This window comes from Herbiconiux sp. 11R-BC (assembly GCF_049472555.1).
Taxonomy (GTDB): domain Bacteria; phylum Actinomycetota; class Actinomycetes; order Actinomycetales; family Microbacteriaceae; genus Herbiconiux.
Map to the genome: position 1 here is coordinate 111,068 of NZ_JBCEBO010000008.1, position 16,539 is coordinate 127,606.

The 16,539-nt window shown below is 70.9% G+C and carries 13 protein-coding genes; 9 read left to right on the plus strand and 4 right to left on the minus strand.

The features are described from left to right. Positions 1-44: 44 nt before the first annotated feature. Positions 45-1,592, minus strand: coding sequence for an amino acid permease (locus tag VD659_RS17040; RefSeq protein WP_423262233.1), 1,548 nt, complete (start codon positions 1,590-1,592; stop codon positions 45-47). Between the two features lie 124 nt (positions 1,593-1,716). On the opposite strand from VD659_RS17040, the gene VD659_RS17045 reads away from it, so the two are divergent. The 6 genes from VD659_RS17045 to VD659_RS17070 all read left to right on the plus strand — a co-directional run bounded on the left by VD659_RS17045 (position 1,717) and on the right by VD659_RS17070 (position 7,978). Continuing rightward, positions 1,717-3,105 (plus strand): glutamine synthetase family protein, encoded by a 1,389-nt coding sequence (locus VD659_RS17045; RefSeq protein WP_423262234.1) that lies wholly within the window; start codon positions 1,717-1,719, stop codon positions 3,103-3,105. A 10-nt stretch (positions 3,106-3,115) separates the two neighbouring features. Then, complete coding sequence (locus VD659_RS17050) at positions 3,116-3,919, plus strand: gamma-glutamyl-gamma-aminobutyrate hydrolase family protein (protein WP_423262235.1); 804 nt, start codon at positions 3,116-3,118, stop codon at positions 3,917-3,919. Further along, on the plus strand, positions 3,916-5,274 hold the full coding sequence (locus tag VD659_RS17055; RefSeq protein WP_423262236.1) for an aldehyde dehydrogenase family protein: 1,359 nt from the start codon (positions 3,916-3,918) through the stop codon (positions 5,272-5,274). The genes VD659_RS17050 and VD659_RS17055 overlap by 4 nt, the downstream gene beginning before the upstream one ends. A gap of 96 nt (positions 5,275-5,370) precedes the next feature. Then, on the plus strand, positions 5,371-6,162 hold the full coding sequence (locus VD659_RS17060; RefSeq protein ID WP_423262237.1) for a 3-oxoacyl-ACP reductase: 792 nt from the start codon (positions 5,371-5,373) through the stop codon (positions 6,160-6,162). A gap of 29 nt (positions 6,163-6,191) precedes the next feature. Continuing rightward, positions 6,192-6,944 (plus strand): FadR/GntR family transcriptional regulator, encoded by a 753-nt coding sequence (locus VD659_RS17065; RefSeq protein WP_423262238.1) that lies wholly within the window; start codon positions 6,192-6,194, stop codon positions 6,942-6,944. 77 nt (positions 6,945-7,021) lie between these two features. Then, the gene (locus tag VD659_RS17070; RefSeq protein WP_423262239.1) at positions 7,022-7,978 is read left to right on the plus strand and encodes a Dyp-type peroxidase; all 957 of its coding nucleotides are present in this window, start codon (positions 7,022-7,024) and stop codon (positions 7,976-7,978) included. A gap of 4 nt (positions 7,979-7,982) precedes the next feature. Here VD659_RS17070 and VD659_RS17075 read toward each other — a convergent pair whose 3' ends face one another. Beyond that, on the minus strand, positions 7,983-9,359 hold the full coding sequence (locus VD659_RS17075; RefSeq protein ID WP_423262240.1) for an NtaA/DmoA family FMN-dependent monooxygenase: 1,377 nt from the start codon (positions 9,357-9,359) through the stop codon (positions 7,983-7,985). A 73-nt stretch (positions 9,360-9,432) separates the two neighbouring features. Between VD659_RS17075 and VD659_RS17080 the strand changes: the two genes are divergently transcribed. From VD659_RS17080 to VD659_RS17090, 3 genes are all read left to right on the plus strand, one after another. Next, entirely contained in the window at positions 9,433-10,047 is a 615-nt protein-coding gene (locus VD659_RS17080; RefSeq protein WP_423262241.1) for a helix-turn-helix domain-containing protein, read from the plus strand. Between the two features lie 69 nt (positions 10,048-10,116). Beyond that, positions 10,117-12,153 carry an ArnT family glycosyltransferase gene (locus VD659_RS17085; protein WP_423262242.1) on the plus strand — a complete coding sequence of 679 codons (2,037 nt, stop codon included), beginning with the start codon at positions 10,117-10,119 and terminating at the stop codon, positions 12,151-12,153. Between the two features lie 46 nt (positions 12,154-12,199). Beyond that, positions 12,200-13,066, plus strand: a complete 867-nt coding sequence (locus VD659_RS17090) for a DNA/RNA non-specific endonuclease (RefSeq protein ID WP_423262243.1) — start codon at positions 12,200-12,202, stop codon at positions 13,064-13,066. Between the two features lie 64 nt (positions 13,067-13,130). Here the strand turns inward: VD659_RS17090 and VD659_RS17095 are convergent, their stop codons facing one another. Beyond that, positions 13,131-13,469 carry an SdpI family protein gene (locus VD659_RS17095; protein ID WP_423262244.1) on the minus strand — a complete coding sequence of 113 codons (339 nt, stop codon included), beginning with the start codon at positions 13,467-13,469 and terminating at the stop codon, positions 13,131-13,133. Between the two features lie 172 nt (positions 13,470-13,641). Further along, positions 13,642-16,338 carry a fibronectin type III domain-containing protein gene (locus VD659_RS17100; protein ID WP_423262245.1) on the minus strand — a complete coding sequence of 899 codons (2,697 nt, stop codon included), beginning with the start codon at positions 16,336-16,338 and terminating at the stop codon, positions 13,642-13,644. Positions 16,339-16,539: the final 201 nt, after the last annotated feature.

The following is a 16,539-nucleotide window of genomic DNA, read 5'->3' on the forward strand; positions in this document are numbered from 1 at the left end:
TATATCGGTATATTCAGAAAGTCAAGTCAGAGATATATCGCTGACTACTCTTCCGCGAATACCTCGGCCTCCATGGCGTCATAGCCCTCGGTCTGCGGGTCACCGTGCAGGCCGCCACTCAGGGCGTACTCCTCCTCCGGAGAGAGCACGAGCCGCTTGCGGCCCACCAGAGCGAAGATCGCGAGACCGACCACGAAGATCACCAGGAAGGTGACCACGGCGAGCTGGAACGGCGGCGCCAGGATGATGCCGAGGAACGCGGCGAAGGCGATGATGCCCGCGACCACGGCGCCCGCGATGCCCGTGGGGCTCTTCCACGGCCGCTTCGCGTTCGGGAACTTGCGGCGCAGCACGATGAAGGAGACCATCTGCATCATGTAGGAGATCACCGCGCCGAACACGGCGATGAAGAGGATGATGCCCGTCACCGCTCCGGCGATGTCGGGGATCGCGGTTCCGAGCAGCGTCACGGCGACCAGGATGATGAAGCCGATCACCGCTCCCACGATCAGCGCCACCCACGGCGTCTGGTTCTTCGCCCCGGTGAGCGACAGGAACTTCGGGTAGTACCCGGCCCGCGAGAGCGAATACATGTTGCGGCCGTAGGCGTACATGATGCCCTGCAGAGAGGCGAGCAGGCCGATGAGCGCGAAGAGCGACAGGATGGCGGCCACGCTGCCGGGCAGGAACACCCGGAAGCCCGCGAGCAGCGGCTCGTCACCGTCCCCCGGCGAGACGGTGAGGTCGGCCGATCCGGTGACGGCGGGGTTCAGGAACAGCACGAGCACCGCGAAGAACGCCAGCGTGACGACTCCCCACACGCTCGCCTTCGGGATGTCCTTGGCCGGATTGTGCGCCTCCTCGGCCGCCAGCGGCAGCTCCTCGATGCCGAGGAAGAACCAGATGGCGAACGGCAGCGCGAACAGGATGCCGATGCCGCCGAAAGGCAGGAACGAGGAGTTGCCCTCGGTCGGCGCGATGTCGAGCAGCTTCGAGAAGTCGACGGCGCCGTTGGCGAGCGCGAGCACGGCGAACAGCAGCAGCACCGCCATCGAGATGATCGCCACCACGAGCGCGAACCGGAAGCCCACGGAGGCGCCGAGCGAGTTGAGCCCGACGAAGACGACGTAGAGGATGATCCACCACAGCCACGGGGGCAGTGACAGCCCGAAGAGCTCGGTCACGATCGAGTTCGCGTAGCTCGCCGAGAAGAGCACCACCACCGCCGTGGTGACCACGTACTCGATGGTCTCGGCGAGACCCGTCACGAACCCGCCCCATGGCCCGAGCGCCGCCCGCGAGAAGGAGTAGGCTCCACCGGTGTGCGGCATCGCCGCCGACATCTCGCCGATGGAGAAGATCATCGTGAAGTACATGACGATGACGACGGCCGTCGCGATGAGCAGGCCGCCCCAGCCGCCCACTCCGAGTCCCGGGTTCCAGCCGGAGAAGTCCCCGGAGATCACGGCGGCGATGCCGATTCCCCACAACCCCCAGATGCCGGCCGAGCGGCGGAGCTTGCGCTTGTCGAAGTACTCGGCCCCGGCGGTCTCGTAGGAGACGCCCGACACGGTTCTGGTCTCTTTGGTCATACCCGGCATATTGGCGGTCATTGGACGAATTTGTCTACCTTTGGATATTACGAGCACGTAAATTGAGGCGCTGTTGCGGCATCCGGCTGTGTTCTAATGGTTGGAATTGAACCGAGGAGACATCGTGGCTTCACCGTCTGCACCGCTCACCCTCGACCGCCTGACCGAGCTCGTGGGGGCCGGCGACGTCGACACCGTGATCGTGGCCTTCACCGACATGCAGGGCCGTCTCGTCGGAAAACGCGTCTCGGCGCGGCTGTTCCTCGAGGACGTCGCCGAGCACGGCGCCGAGTGCTGCAACTACCTGCTCGCCGTCGACGTGGAGATGAACACCGTCGCCGGCTACTCCATGTCGAGCTGGGAACACGGCTACGGCGACATGGCGATGATCCCCGACTTCACCACCCTGCGCCTCGCGCCCTGGCTTCCCGGCACGGCGATGGTCACGGCCGATCTGGAGTGGCTCGACGGAGCCCCCGTCGTGGCCTCGCCGCGCCAGATCCTGAAGGCCCAGCTCGAGCGTCTGACGGAGCGGGGCCTCGAGGCCTTCGTCGGCACCGAGCTCGAGTTCATCGTGTTCGAGAACAGCTTCCGCGAGGCCTGGGCGAAGGGCTACCGCGAGCTCACGCCCGCGAGCGACTACAACATCGACTACGCGCTCCTCGCCTCCACCCGCATGGAGCCGCTGCTGCGCGACATCCGCAACGCCATGGACGGCGCCGGCATGTACTGCGAGGGCGTCAAGGGCGAGTGCAACCTCGGTCAGCAGGAGATCGCCTTCCGCTACGCGAGCGCCCTCACCACCTGCGACAACCACTCGATCTACAAGAACGGCGCCAAGGAGATCGCCGATGCGCACGGTAAAAGCCTGACCTTCATGGCCAAGTTCAACGAGCGCGAGGGCAACAGCTGCCACATCCACATCAGCCTGCGCTCCGCCGAGGGAGCGGCGGTCTTCGCCGCCGAGGTCGACCCCGACGAGGGGCCGTCGAAGCACCACGGCATGTCGAAGCTCTTCCGCCACTTCCTCGCCGGCCAGCTGGCCGCGCTGCGCGAACTCACGCTCTTCTCCGCGCCCAACATCAACTCCTACAAGCGCTACGTCGACGGCAGCTTCGCCCCGACCGCGGTGGCCTGGGGCTTCGACAACCGCACCTGCGCGCTGCGCGTGGTGGGCCACGGGCTCGGGATGCGGGTGGAGAACCGGGTGCCCGGCGGCGACGTGAACCAGTACCTCGCGGTCGCTGCGCTCATCGCCGCGGGCCTGCACGGCATCGAGAACGAGCTGGAGCTGGAGGACGCCTTCGTGGGCAACGCCTACGAGGGCGATTCCCCGCGGGTTCCGACGACGCTGCGCGAAGCCGCGGCCCTGTTCGCCGAGTCGGCCATCGCCCGGGAGGCCTTCGGCGACGAGGTGGTCGAGCACTACCTCAACAACGCCCGCATCGAGCTCGCCGCCTACGACGCGGCGGTCACCGACTGGGAGCGGGTGCGCGGCTTTGAGCGCCTCTGAGACGCAGGGCGTGACGACCGGCACGACGGGCGCGGCCGGGGCGAGCGCATCCCGCCGCCCCGTGATCGGCCTCACCACCTATCTCGAGCAGGCGCAGACCGGGGTGTGGGACGTTCCGGCGGCCTTCCTCCCCCACGCGTATTTCTCCGCCGTCACCCGCGCGGGCGGCATCGCCGTGCTGCTGCCCCCGCAGCCGGTCGACGCGGACATCGCCGAGCGCGTGCTCGACGGCCTCGACGGCCTCATCATCACCGGCGGCAAAGACGTGGAGCCCGCCCGCTACGGCGCCGAGCCCCACCCGGAGACCGACGAGCCGCGACCCGATCGCGACGCCTGGGAGGATGCGCTGCTCACCGCTGCGATCGCGCGCGAGCTGCCCTTCCTCGGCATCTGCCGCGGCGCCCAGGTGCTCAACGTGGCCCTCGGCGGCTCGCTGCACCAGCATCTGCCCGACGTGGTGGGAGACCGCCGTTACCAGCCGGGCGGCGGCACCTACGCGAGCGCGCCGGTGGCCGTCGCACCGGGCACGCTCCTCGCCGGGGCCCTCGCCGAGACCCCCGAGCTCGACGTGCCGGTCTACCATCACCAGGCGATCGACCGGGTCGGCGACGGCCTCGTGATCACCGCCCGCACCCCCGACGGCATCGTCGAGGCCGTAGAGCTCACCACGGTGCCGTTCGGCGTGGCGGTGCAGTGGCACCCCGAGGTGGACGCCGGCGACCTGCGGTTGTTCGAGGCCCTGGTCGACGCCGCACGCGCGTCCGCAACCAGGGGCGCACCCGCACGAAGCTCGACCCCGGAGGCCGCCCGATGAGCCTGACACTGATCAACCCCGCCGACGAGACCGTCATCACCGAGATCGACGAGTTCGACGTGCCGCGCACCGACGCCGCCATCGCGCGCGCAGCCGTGGCCCAGAAGCTCTGGGCGCGGCTCGCGCCCGCCGGCCGGGCGGCCGCCCTGCGCCGCTTCGCCGACGTGGTCGACGCCCACGTCGAGGAGCTGGCGCTGCTCGAGGTGCGGAACTCCGGGCATCCGGTCTCACAGGCCCGCTGGGAGGCCGGCCACGTGCGCGACGTGCTCGAGTACTACGCGGCGGCACCCGAACGGCTCTTCGGCAAGCAGATCCCGGTGGCGGGCGGACTCGACCTCACCTTCGCCGAACCGCTCGGCGTCGTGGGCATCATCACGCCGTGGAACTTTCCGATGACCATCGCCTCCTGGGGCTTCGCCCCCGCGCTGGCCGCCGGCAACGCCGTGGTGCTGAAGCCCGCGGAGTGGACGCCGCTCACCTCGCTGCGCCTCGCCGCCCTCGCTCTCGAGGCGGGGCTGCCCGAGGGCCTGTTCACCGTGCTGCCGGGCCGGGGCCCCGTCGTCGGCGAGCGCCTCGTGACGAACCCCACGGTGCGCAAGGTCGTGTTCACCGGTTCGACCGTCACCGGCAAGCGCGTGATGGCCGGCTGCGCCGAGCAGGTCAAGCGCGTCACCCTCGAACTCGGCGGCAAGAGCGCCAACATCGTGTTCGCCGACTCCGACCTCGAGAAGGCCGCCGCCACGGCGCCCTACGGGGTGTTCGAGAACGCGGGTCAGGACTGCTGCGCGCGCAGCCGCATCCTGGTGGAGCGGAGCGTCTACGAGCGCTTCATGGAGCTGCTCGAACCCGCCGTGGCGGGCGTGAAGGTGGGCGACCCGCTCGACGAGGCCACCGAGATGGGCCCGCTCGTGGCGCGCGGGCACTACGAGAAGGTGGCGTCGTACGTTCCGGATGACGCCCCCGTCGCCTTCCGCGGTCAGGCCCCGTCCGGCCCGGGGTTCTGGTTCCCGCCGACCGTGCTCACGCCCGGGCGCACCGACCGCTCGGCCACCGAGGAGATCTTCGGGCCGGTCGTGACGGTGCTGCCCTTCGACGACGAGGCCGATGCCATCGGGCTGGCGAACGCCACCGACTACGGCCTCAGCGGCTCGATCTGGACGCGCGACCTCAGCCGGGCCGTGCGGATGGCGCGGGCCGTCGAGTCGGGCAACCTCTCCGTGAACTCGCACTCCTCGGTTCGCTACAGCACGCCCTTCGGCGGGTTCAAGCAGTCCGGCCTCGGGCGGGAGCTGGGGCCGGATGCTCCGCTCGCCTTCACCGAGACGAAGAACGTCTTCCTCGCGATCGACGAATGACCCGCACCACCGCATCCGGACACCCGAACCACCGGACACCCGAACCACCGACCACCCGTACCGTCCGTGCCACCCGCACCACCCTTGAGGAGAACCATGACCGAGCTGACACCGATCGACCTCACCCGGCGCCTCGCCGGCAAGGTCGCCGTGATCACCGGCGGCGCGAGCGGCATCGGCCTCGCCACCGCGCGCCGCTTCGCCGCCGAGGGAGCCACGGTCGTGATCGGCGACCTCGACCCGGTGTCGGGGCAGGCCGCGGCCGAGCTCGTCGGAGGCCTCTTCGTGGCGGTCGACGTGACCGATCAGGAGCAGGTCGACGCCCTCTTCGACACGGCCGCCGCCACCTATGGCTCGGTCGACGTCGCGTTCAACAACGCCGGCATCTCGCCGCCCGACGACGACTCGATCGAGACCACCGAGCTGCCGGCCTGGGAGCGCGTGCAGGACGTCAATCTGAAATCGGTGTACCTCTGCTGCCGGGCCGCCCTGCGGCACATGGTGAAGCAGGGCCGCGGCTCGATCATCAACACGGCGTCGTTCGTGGCGGTGCTCGGCTCCGCCACCTCGCAGATCTCCTACACCGCCTCGAAGGGCGGGGTGCTGGCGATGAGCCGTGAGCTCGGCGTGCAGTTCGCGCGGCAGGGCATCCGGGTCAACGCTCTGTGCCCGGGCCCGGTGAACACGCCCTTGCTCGAAGAGCTGTTCGCGAAGGACCCGGCTCGCGCAGCCCGCCGGCTCGTGCACATCCCGCTCGGCCGCTTCGCCGACCCCAGCGAGATCGCCGCCTCCGTGGCTTTCCTCGCGAGCGACGACTCCTCGTTCATCACCGGGTCGACCTTCCTCGTCGACGGCGGCATCAGCTCGGCGTACGTCACTCCCGAGTGAGCGGTGCGCCGCGTGCGAGAATCCGTGTGATGAGCATCCCCTCCGATCTCCCCCCGGCGCTGCCCGCCGCCCTGCTGCTGCGCACGGTGCGCGCCGGCAACGCCTTCGAGGAGTGCGTGGAGAAGCTGCTGCAGACCATCCGGCTGGGCGTCGTGCCCCCGGGCGACCGCCTGCCACCCGAGCGCGACCTCGCCGCACTCATGGGCGTGAGCCGCGACACCCTGCGCGAGGCGATCGCCTCGCTCGCCGAGGCCGGCTACCTGCAGTCCCGGCGCGGGCGCTACGGCGGCACCTTCGTGAGCGACCCGGTGCCCACCCGGCAGCCCCGCGGCGGATCTCCGGATGCCCCTCCCGGGCTCGAGCTCGACGCGGCGGCCCTCGACGACGTGCTGAGGCTCCGGGAGATCCTCGAGCCGGGCGCGGCACGGCTCGCCGCCGGCCGGAGCCTGAGCGCGGCCGAGCGCGAGTCGCTCTGGCAGGCGCTCCGGGAGACAGCGGCGGCCGGAGCCTCGGACTACCGGCGTCTCGACTCGCGCCTGCACCTCGTGATCGCCGAGCTCGCGGGGTCGCCCTCGCTGCTGCCGATCGTGGCCGAGAACCGGATGCGCGTGAACGCGCTGCTCGACGCCATCCCCCTGCTGGACCGCAACATCGCGCACTCGAACCAGCAGCACGAGAGCCTGGTGGGGGCCATCCTCACCGGCAACGGCGACGACGCGGCCCGCGTGATGAGCGAGCACCTCGCCGGGTCGGCGGCGCTGCTGCGGGGCTTCCTGTCCTGAGCTGCGAAGCCGGATGCGCGGCCCGCCTGCGCGCGCTGTCGCAGCATCCGATCGCGGCCGGGCCCTAGGATCGCAGCATGCATGACGATGCCATGGGCCGCACCCCGATCGAACCGCAGAGCGTCGACGCCCCTCTCTCCACGGCCGCCGTGTTCCTGGTGGCGACGATCGGGCCGGGCCAAGATGCCGCCGACCGGGCCCGCGAGGTCGTCTCCGACATCGGCGGGCTGGTTCGCGCGGTCGGCTTCCGCGATCTCAACGGCCACCTCTCCTGCAACGTCGGCATCGGCGCCGCGGCCTGGGACCGCTTCGGGCAGGAGTCGCGCCCCGCCCAGCTGCGCGAGTTCTTCGAGGTTCGCGGGCCCGTCCACACCGCCGTGTCGACGCCCGGCGACCTGCTCTTCCACATCCGCGCGGAGCGGGCCGACCAGTGCTTCGAGCTCGAGCGCCTGCTGCTCGCCAAGCTCGGCGACGCCGTCGCCGTGGTCGACGAGGTGCACGGCTTCCGCTACTTCGACTCCCGCGACCTGCTCGGCTTCGTCGACGGGACCGAGAACCCGACCGGGGCCTCGATGGCCCGCTCGGCGCTCGTGGGCGAGGAGGACGCCGCCTTCTCGGGAGGAAGCTACGTCGTGGTGCAGAAGTACCTGCACGACCTCGGCGCCTGGGCGACGCTCAGCACGGAGCAGCAGGAGGCGATCATCGGCCGCACCAAGGCCGACAACGTGGAGCTCGACGAGCGACCGGGCGAGCGCAAGTCGCACAAGTCGCTCAACACCATCACCGACGCCGACGGGAGGGAGCACGACATCCTGCGCGACAACATGCCGTTCGGCCGCCCCGGCCAGGGCGAGTTCGGCACCTACTTCATCGGCTACGCCCGCGAGCTGTGGGTGATCGAGGAGATGCTGCGGCACATGTTCGTGGGCGTGCCCGTCGGCTCCTACGACCGCATCCTCGACTTCTCCACGGCGGTGACCGGCACCACCTTCTTCGTGCCCTCGAACGACGTGCTGGAGGCGCTCGCGCCCTGATCCTTCAGGCTCGGAAGGCGTGGCCGCGGTGGGTGGCGGGCAAGTGAGCCGTGCCCTCGGGGAAGAGCTTCTGGCGCAGGGTGGTGCCGGGCGCCGACGGCGCGGGGGCCGGCGCCGCGAGGCCGCGTTCCCGGAGCACCGGCAGCAGGAGCTCGATGAGGTCGTCGTAGGTGCCGGGGGTGAGGTGCGGCTGGATGAGATAGCCGTCGACCCCGGTCTCGGCAACGAACTGCTCGATCTGGTCGGCCACCTCCCCCGGGTCGCCCACGAAGACGCTGCCGTTGATGCCGGTGCGCCGGAAGTTCTCGAGGATGTCGCGCACGAGCGGCGCGGGCTTGCCGTCCTTGCCGAGGTAGCGTTCGAGGTTCGATTGCCCCATCTCGGTGGTCGTCTGCTCGATCGGCCGGTCGGGGTCGAGGGCGAGCAGGTCGATGCCGGTGTTGCCGGCGTAGATGGCGGCGGCGCCCTCGGGGCTCGACATGGCCAGCATCTCGGCGTGCTTGGCCCAGGCCTCCTCGCTGGTCGGGGCCGTGATGAACAGCGCGCCCACGAGCACCTTGATCGAGTCGGCCGGGCGGCCGGCCGCGACGGCCGCGGCCCGGATTCCGGCGACGTTCGCCGCCACGGTGGCGGGCTCTCCCCCGCCGACGAAGACGGCTTCGGCGTTGCGGCCCGCGAACTCCCGCCCACGGCCCGAGGCGCCCGCCTGCACGAGCAGCGGCGTGCGCTGCGGCGACGGCGGCAGGTTCAGGATGCCGTCGGTGCGGAAGTAGGGGCCCTCGTGGTGCACCAGATGCACCTTCGCCGGGTCGGCGTACACCCCCGCCTGCTTGTCGAGCACGAGCGAGCCGTCCTCCCAGGATCCCTCCCAGAGCGTGAGGCTCACGTCGACGTAGTCGTCGGCCATGTCGTAGCGCTTGTCGTGCGCGATGAGCTCCTTGCCCATCAATGCGGCGGCGGTCGCGCCCGAGGAGCCGGTCACGATGTTCCAGCCGATGCGCCCCTCGGTGAAGTGGTCGAGGGTCGCGAAGCGGCGGGCGTTGGCGGCCGGCGGCTCGACGGTGGTCGAGGTTGTGAGGATGAACCCGAGGTTCTCGGTGACCGCGGCGAGCGCCGACACCAGCGGCATCGGGTCGCCGTGCGGGATGCCGCGTCCTTCGCGCACCGAGGCGTCGAGAAGCTCGCCGTCGAGCGCGGGGAAGCCGTAGCTGTCGGCGAGGAACAGGAAGTCGAGTCCGGCCTCGTCGAAGCGCTTCGCCAGCCGGGTCCAGTGGCTCAGCTTGGTGAAGTTCGCCGATTCGTCTTCCGGATGCTGCCACGCGGCTCCGACGGTGCCGTTCGGTCCGATGTACTGGAAGATTCCGAGGATCAAGGGTGTCATGTTGATATTTATCTCATAAATATTTTTCGTGCGCGTTACGGTGGGTTACGAACACATGAAGGGAGGCGGCCCGATGGCAGCTCTCGACCCCGATGCCCCGGGCGCGCGCTCGACCGCGCCGCTCGACGAGGAGGCCGTCACCATGGGGGCGCGCATCCGGAGCCTGCGCGGCGAGCGCGGCCTGACTCTCGTGCAGCTCGCCGCCCTCGCCGGCATGTCGCAGCCCTTCCTGAGTCTCGTCGAGCGCGGCCACGCCCGGCTGAGCCTCGCCTCGATGGCCAAGCTCTCGGCGGCCCTGGGTGTGCGCTCGGGATCGTTGCTCGCCGAGCCTCCCGCCGACCGCCGCACGGGCGAGGGCGTCGACGTGGTGCACGCGCGCGCCGAGCGCCGGCTCCCTCCCTCGCTCGACCGAGCGGTCTGGCAGCTCGCCCAGCTGCCCGGTGGCCTGTTCGGCACCGAGATGGTGGGCACCGAGCGCGAGTTCTCGGAGTTCGCGGAGCACGCCGAAGACGAATTCCTCTACCTGCTCGACGGCGGCCTCGAGGTGGGGCTCACCGACGGCACGGTGCACACCCTGCACCCCGGGGACAGCCTCGCGATCGCGGCCGGCGCCGCCCATGGCTGGCGAGCGACCGGAGCGGAGGGCTACCGCGTGATCACCGTCACCTCGGGCGTCCACTCCCACTGAGGGGGCGTCATAGCAAGTCCTTGGGTTTCGCCAAGGCCGCTCCCGAAACGGGCGCATAGCGTCCTTCCTGTGACGACAACGACTCCCACCTCCCCGCTCCCCCTGGCCGCGAGCCGTAGCCGGCTGCGCACCTGGCGCTGGCAGCCCTGGCACACCGGCCTCAGCATCCTGGCGGCCGCGAGCGCCGTGCTCACCCTGTGGGGGCTGCAGCTCGGCCAGCGCTCGGAGTACTACGCCTCCATCGCCCTGTCGATGAGCGAGAGCTGGTCGAACTTCCTCTTCGGCGCGGTCGACCCGGCCGGCACCGTCTCGCTCGACAAGATCCCCGGTTCGTTCTGGGTGCCCGCCGCGTTCGTGCGGCTGTTCGGCTTCTCGACCTGGTCGGTGGATGCGCCCAATGCCATCGCCACAGTCGTCGCCGTCGTTCTCGTGGCCGTCACCGCGAAGCGCCTGCTCGGCCCCACCGCGGGGCTCATCGCCGGCGCCGTGACGGCGACCACGCCCATCCTGGTGGCCGTCGCGCGCTCCAACCAGCCGGAGTCGTTCTTCGTGCTCGCGCTCGCCCTCGTGGCCTGGGCCGCGGCGAAGGCGGTGCAGCGGGGGTCGTTCCGCTGGCTGATGATCACGGGCGGCTTCGTGGCGCTCGCCTTCCAGACCTACATGCTCGAGGCCTGGGCGGTGTGGCCCGCGCTCGCCCTGGCCTACCTCTTCGTGCCGAAGCCGTTCTGGAAGAAGCTGCGCGAGGTCGTGATCGCGGGCGTGACGAGCCTCGCGCTCTCGCTCGTGTGGATCCTGGTGGTGTTCCTGACTCCGGCGAGCGCGCGACCCTACGTGGGCGGCACCTACGGCAACAACCCCTTCGAGATGGTGTTCGGCTACAACGGGCTCGGCCGCTTCTCGGCCACCTCCGACTCCACGGCCTACCGCTCCTTCACTCCCCCGTTCTCGGGTTCGCCGGGGCTCTTCCGGCTCTTCGACACGCAACTGGCCGGGCAGGTGGCCTGGATGCTGCCCGTGGCGGTGCTCGCGATCGTGGTGCTGTTCGTGCTGAAGTTCAACCGGGCCGTCACCGTCTTCCTCGGCGCCTGGTTCGCGACGCTCGTGGCGATGTTCTCGGTGGTCGCCGGGATGCACCAGTTCTACACCGCGGCCCTCGCCGTGCCGGTGGGCCTGCTGGTGGGGCTCGCCGTCGCCCGAGCGCTCACGAAGCGCGTGCTGTGGGCCCAGCTCGCGCTCGTCGGGGCGGCCTCGGTGGCGGCGCTCGGCATCGCATTCCTGTACCCCTCGTACCTGCTCTGGGTGGCGGTGGTGCAGGTGGTGCTCGCCGTGCTGGTGTGCGCACTGCTCGTGCTCAGCCGGCCCGCCGGCCCGCTGCGCCGCTTCGGCGGCAGCTGGTGGGTGTCGGTGCTCCTCGGGGCGTCGCTCGTGCTGACGCCGGCCGCCTGGTCGCTCGACGCCATGAACCACCCGAGCTCCATCAATCCGGTGGCCGGCGACGGCACCGCGGCGATGTCGTTCGGCGGCGGCAGCGGGTTCGGCGGGGCCGGCCGCCCGGGGAGTTCGTCGGCCGGTGTGTTCGGGCAGGGCGGCACGCCGCCGCAGGGTGCGGCACCCGGGGGCGGCGGAGCGCCGGCGGGAACCGGGACGGCCGCGCGCGACGGCGGCGCTCGCACCGACGGCGGTGCGCCGGGAGGATTCGGCGGGGCGTCCTTCGGCGGCGCGGGCGGCGCATCCGGTGTCGACGAGGCTCTCCTCAGCTACCTGCAGGCGAACCGCGGCACCGCGAGCTACCTGCTCGCCACCTTCGGCGCCCAGGCGGCGGCCTCGTACATCACGGCGACGGACGGCGACTCGGTGCTGCCCATCGGCGGCTTCGACGGCAGCGATCCGGTGCCGACGCTCGCCGCGTTCCAGCAGCTCGTCTCCTCGGGCCAGCTCAGGTTCGTGCTGGTGAGCGGCAGCGGCGGGGGCAACGGCTTCGGCGGCGGCGGCGCGACGGCGTCCACGGGCTCGGCGTCGGAGATCCGCTCCTGGGTCACGGCCACCTGCACCGCGGTCACCGACTCCTCGGTGAGCAGCACCGGCCTGTACTCCTGCACGCCCTGAGCGCGCCGCTCTTGCCGTTCGGCGCGGGAGCGGGTCGACTGGGAGCATGAGCCCCACGACGCCCGACCCCCGCCGCGCTGAGAGCGTCACCGGCTTCGACCCCGCGTTCCTCCCCGGTGCGCCGTGCTCGGTGCCGGAGCCCGATGCCGCGCGCCGCATCCGTTCGCTCGACTACACCCACTTCACGGTGCTGCTCGACGCGGAGCGCAAACTCGCTGCCGTCACCGCCGTGAACATCGACGGGAGCGCCCTGCTCGACCTCGGGCGCGGCGACGACTGGCACCTCGACGAGCGGGTGCCCGCCGCAGAGCAGACGGGCCCCGAGGTCTACGCCCGCAACGCCCTCGACCGCGGCCACCTGGTGCGTCGCCGCGACCCGGTGTGGGGGCCGGATGCGGTGGCCGCCCGGGCGAACACCGACACCTTCGCCTACACCAACGCCGCGCCGCAGGCCGCCGAGTTCAACCAGTCGAAGGAGCTCTGGAACGGCGTCGAGGACCACGTGCTCGCCTATGCCGAGTCGAACGGCCTGCGGTTGAGCGTGTTCACGGGGCCCGTGTTCGACGAGACCGACCGGCTCTACCGCGGCACGCGCATCCCCACCCGGTTCTTCAAGGTGGCGGCCTGGGCCGACACCGGCCGGGGGCGGCTGGCCACGGCCGGTTTCCTGCTCGACCAGTCGCCACAGCTCGGCGGCATCGACCTCTCGACGGTGCAGCCGGAGCAGCCGGCAGTGGATGCGGTGCCGCCGCTCGGTCCGTTCCGCACCTTCCAGGTGCCGGTCGCCGACATCGAGCACCTGACGGGCCTCGCGATGCCGCAGCTCGTCGCCGCCGACGTCTACCTCGCGCCGCTCGCGGCCGCAGGTCGACGCTGGGTCGAGCTCAGCTCGCCGGGGCAGATCCGGCTCTGAGCGCGGGTGCACTCGGGGCCATCCGTTCCATCGCAGGCCTGCGACCGCAGACCGCCCGCTCGCGTCACGCCGGCCCGGCCGCCCTCGACGCTCGCAGGACGACCCAGATCACGCCGCCCACGAAGGCCACGATCGTTCCCCCGTAGGCGAGCGGAACGCTGAGCCCGACGGTGCTGCAGATCGCCGCCACGGCGAACGCGATCCCCGCGGGCAGCACCCCGGCGAGGTGCCCGCGACGCCAGGCGGCATCGCTCCGCATCATGGCCGGGAATCGCACACCGAAGACGTGGTTCCGGCGCAGCACGCCCTGGCCCGCCGCGACACAGGCGATGAGGAGCACGAGGAGGAGCCCTGTGAACACCCAGCCGAGCAGCGCGAGGGGGAACGTGCTCCCGGAGTTCATCCGGTCACCCCGCCGCTGACGCTGTGGCCGCCGTGATCTCGCCGCTGGACCATCATGCTTCCCTTCGTCGGGACGACACCTCAGCTGGGGTCATCCTGAGAGTACCGGGAAGCGGCCTCCGGCGGCTGACCGGCCGCCGTGACCTTCGCGGCGCCGGTCTGCCCCGCAAGGGTCAGTGGCGACGACGACGCAGCCGCGTCGAGACGATGAGGAACGCACCGAGGAGCAGGGCCGCCGCTGTGCTGATCGCGAGCGTCGGGGCCACGGTCGCGCCCGTCGCAGCGAGTGCGCGCCCCGGCACCGGCACGGAGCCGGTCGCCGCCGGCGTCACGGCCGGAGCGGTCGGCGTCGGGGTCACCGGCGGCGCCACCGCCGCCACGGTGAAGGCGTACCTGACGGCGACCGGCCCGGCTCCGGTGCCCGAGACCGTCAGGGTGAGCGTGTGCGGACCGACCGTTGCGTCGGCCGGGATGACCACGGTGACGTCGAGCACGCCGGAGGCCGGGATGATCACGGTCGTGAGCGGCGGAACCGCGCCGTCGAGCTGGATGGTGACGACCGAACCGGCGGGAAGCCCCGTCGCACCGAGCGTCACGTGGTCACCGGGCAGCACCGTCTGGCCGTCGATCGACGACCCGACGGGGGTGCCCGAGGTGGGAGTGAACAGGAACGGCGTCGCGGCGACCGGAGAGGCCGCCGGGCCCGTCCCCGCACCGTTCGTCGCAGAGACCCGGAACTCGTACGGCGTGCCGTTCGCCAGTCCCGTCACGGTCGTCGGGGCCACGGCGGCGGAAGTCCACGTCGTCCATGCCCCCGCCCCCGCACGGTATTCCAGCGTGTACCCGGTCAGAGCGCTTCCTCCGTCGTCGCCCGGCGCGCCCCAGGTCACGACGGCACTCCCGTCACCCGGGGTCACGCTCACCGCTGTCGGAACGGTCGGCACCGTCACCGGGGTCGCCGTCGCCGGAACGGTCGCCGGACCGGTTCCCACGGCGTTGAGGGCCGACACCCGGAACTCGTAACTCAGCCCGTTGGTCAACCCCGTCACCGTCACCGGCGTCACCGCGGAAGACGGCCATGTCGTCCATGCACCGGCACCGGTGCGATACTCCAGCGAATATCCCGTCACGGCGCTGCCCCCGTCGTCGCCCGGCACATTCCACGCCACGACCGCGGACCCGTCGGCCGGGGTGACCGTCACGGAGGTCGGTGCCCCGGGCACCGTCACGGGGGTCGCCGTCACCGGAACACTGACGCCACCGGTCCCCGCGGCGTTCACCGCAGCCACCCGGAACTCATACGGCGTTCCGTTGTCCAGCCCTGTCACCGCCGTCGGCGAGACCGCCGCTGACGGCCACGTCGTCCACGCGCCGGCACCGGTCCGGTACTCCAGGGTGTAGCCCGTCACCGCGGTTCCGCCGTCATCGCCCGGCGCACCCCAGGTCACGAGTGCGGACTCGTCGCCCGGGGTGACCGACACCGAGGTCGGTGCGCCCGGCACGGTCACCGGAGTCACCGCCGCCGGAAGGCTCGCAGCGCCGGTTCCTGCCGGGTTGACCGCAGACACCCGGAATTCATACGCGGTGCCGTTGCTCAGTCCGGCGATCTGGAGGGTGGTGGTGCTCGGGCCTGGGGAGGCCACGGTCGTGAAGGCGCCGCCGCTCACGCTCTGCTCGAGGGTGTATCCGCTAACCGCAGAGAAGCCGTCGGAGGCCGACGGAGTCCAGGAGAGGTTCGCGACACCGTCCCCGGCAGTACCCGTCAGGATCGGTGCTCCCGGCGTCGTGTAGGGAATCACCGGGGTCGAGGGCACCGAGGCGCCGCCGTCCCCCGACGCGTTCGTCGCGGTGACGGTGAAGGTGTAGGCCGTCCCGGGCACCAGGCCGGTGATGGTCGCCGGGGCGGTGGCCGCAGACGTCGTCGAGACGATCGCGCCGCCGGCCCAGGCCGTCACCGTGTAGCCGGTGATCGGATCGTCCCCGGGATCCGCCGGTGCCGCCCAGGAGACATCGGCAGAGCTGCTGCCCGCGACGGCGGTGACGCCGGTCGGCGCATCCGGAGCCTTCCGCGCCCGGGTGACGACGGTCGAGACGAGGTCTGAGACCCCGAGCGAGTTCGTGGCGTGCACGGTGAAGGTGTAGCTGCCGATCGTCGTGGGAGTGCCCGCGAGCACCCCGTCGCTCGACAGTGTCAGGCCCGGCGGCAGCGTGCTCTGGTCGACCGAGGTCGTGGCCGGGCTTCCGCCTCCGTCGACCACGTAGTCGAACGAGTAGGGATGCTCGACGGGCGCATCCGTCCCCGGCACGCCCGAGATCGTCGGCTTCTGCAGCACGTACTCACGGAACAGCAAGGCCAAGTCGCCGCCGAACGGGTTGGAGTACTGGCCGTCGCCGGACGAGAAGAGAACAGAAGCACCGGGCAGAGCACTGTTGTTCGTTCCGAAGAACGTGCCGGCGGCGATCACCACTATTGCGTAGGTGGTGCCGGCCTGCAGGCTCACGGCACCGGTGACCGGGAAGGATGCCCAACCCCTCACGTTCGGATCGAGCTGCTGAACGCTCGTGCCCAGGATGGTGCCCGTGGGTGAACCAGAGGAATCGACGGATTGGATGGAGAGCGAGTAGCTCCGAACCCCAGCAGGGTAGTCTCCGTCCAGATGGAGGTCGATCGTGCCCACCGGCCCCGAGATGCTCGCGGTGAAGGTCTGCGCGATCACCTGGGCTGAGGCGGACGACAGGATCTCCACCGTGTTCGACTGGTCGAGCGTGCCCGTGCCGACCGAGACCTGCGCGACGGCGCCGCCGGTTCCGGCCGCGAACACGAACACCGCGACGAGGAGGACAGCGAGCGAGGCCGCGGCGGCCCTCACCGGCTGAAGACGCCGACGTGGCGCGAGCGAGGACGAGAACGGAGATGACACGTGGCCTCCAGATGACCCGTGCTGACTCGCACGACAGAGAAGCCCCCTGCATGCAAGCCCCGTGCGAACTCTATGCCGTCGATCGGCTTATCTCGCAATCGGTCCCGGAAACGAGAATGAGCCGCGGGATTCCGCGGCTCATTCTCTTCT

Coding starts and splice junctions, on each gene's coding strand:
- VD659_RS17065 (WP_423262238.1), top strand. CDS start 6,192: ATGAGCATCCCCTCCGATCTCCCCCCGGCGCTGCCCGCCGCCCTGCTG.
- VD659_RS17095 (WP_423262244.1), bottom strand. CDS start 13,469: ATGAACTCCGGGAGCACGTTCCCCCTCGCGCTGCTCGGCTGGGTGTTC.
- VD659_RS17060 (WP_423262237.1), top strand. CDS start 5,371: ATGACCGAGCTGACACCGATCGACCTCACCCGGCGCCTCGCCGGCAAG.
- VD659_RS17070 (WP_423262239.1), top strand. CDS start 7,022: ATGCATGACGATGCCATGGGCCGCACCCCGATCGAACCGCAGAGCGTC.
- VD659_RS17040 (WP_423262233.1), bottom strand. CDS start 1,592: ATGACCAAAGAGACCAGAACCGTGTCGGGCGTCTCCTACGAGACCGCC.
- VD659_RS17090 (WP_423262243.1), top strand. CDS start 12,200: ATGAGCCCCACGACGCCCGACCCCCGCCGCGCTGAGAGCGTCACCGGC.
- VD659_RS17080 (WP_423262241.1), top strand. CDS start 9,433: ATGGCAGCTCTCGACCCCGATGCCCCGGGCGCGCGCTCGACCGCGCCG.
- VD659_RS17055 (WP_423262236.1), top strand. CDS start 3,916: ATGAGCCTGACACTGATCAACCCCGCCGACGAGACCGTCATCACCGAG.
- VD659_RS17075 (WP_423262240.1), bottom strand. CDS start 9,359: ATGACACCCTTGATCCTCGGAATCTTCCAGTACATCGGACCGAACGGC.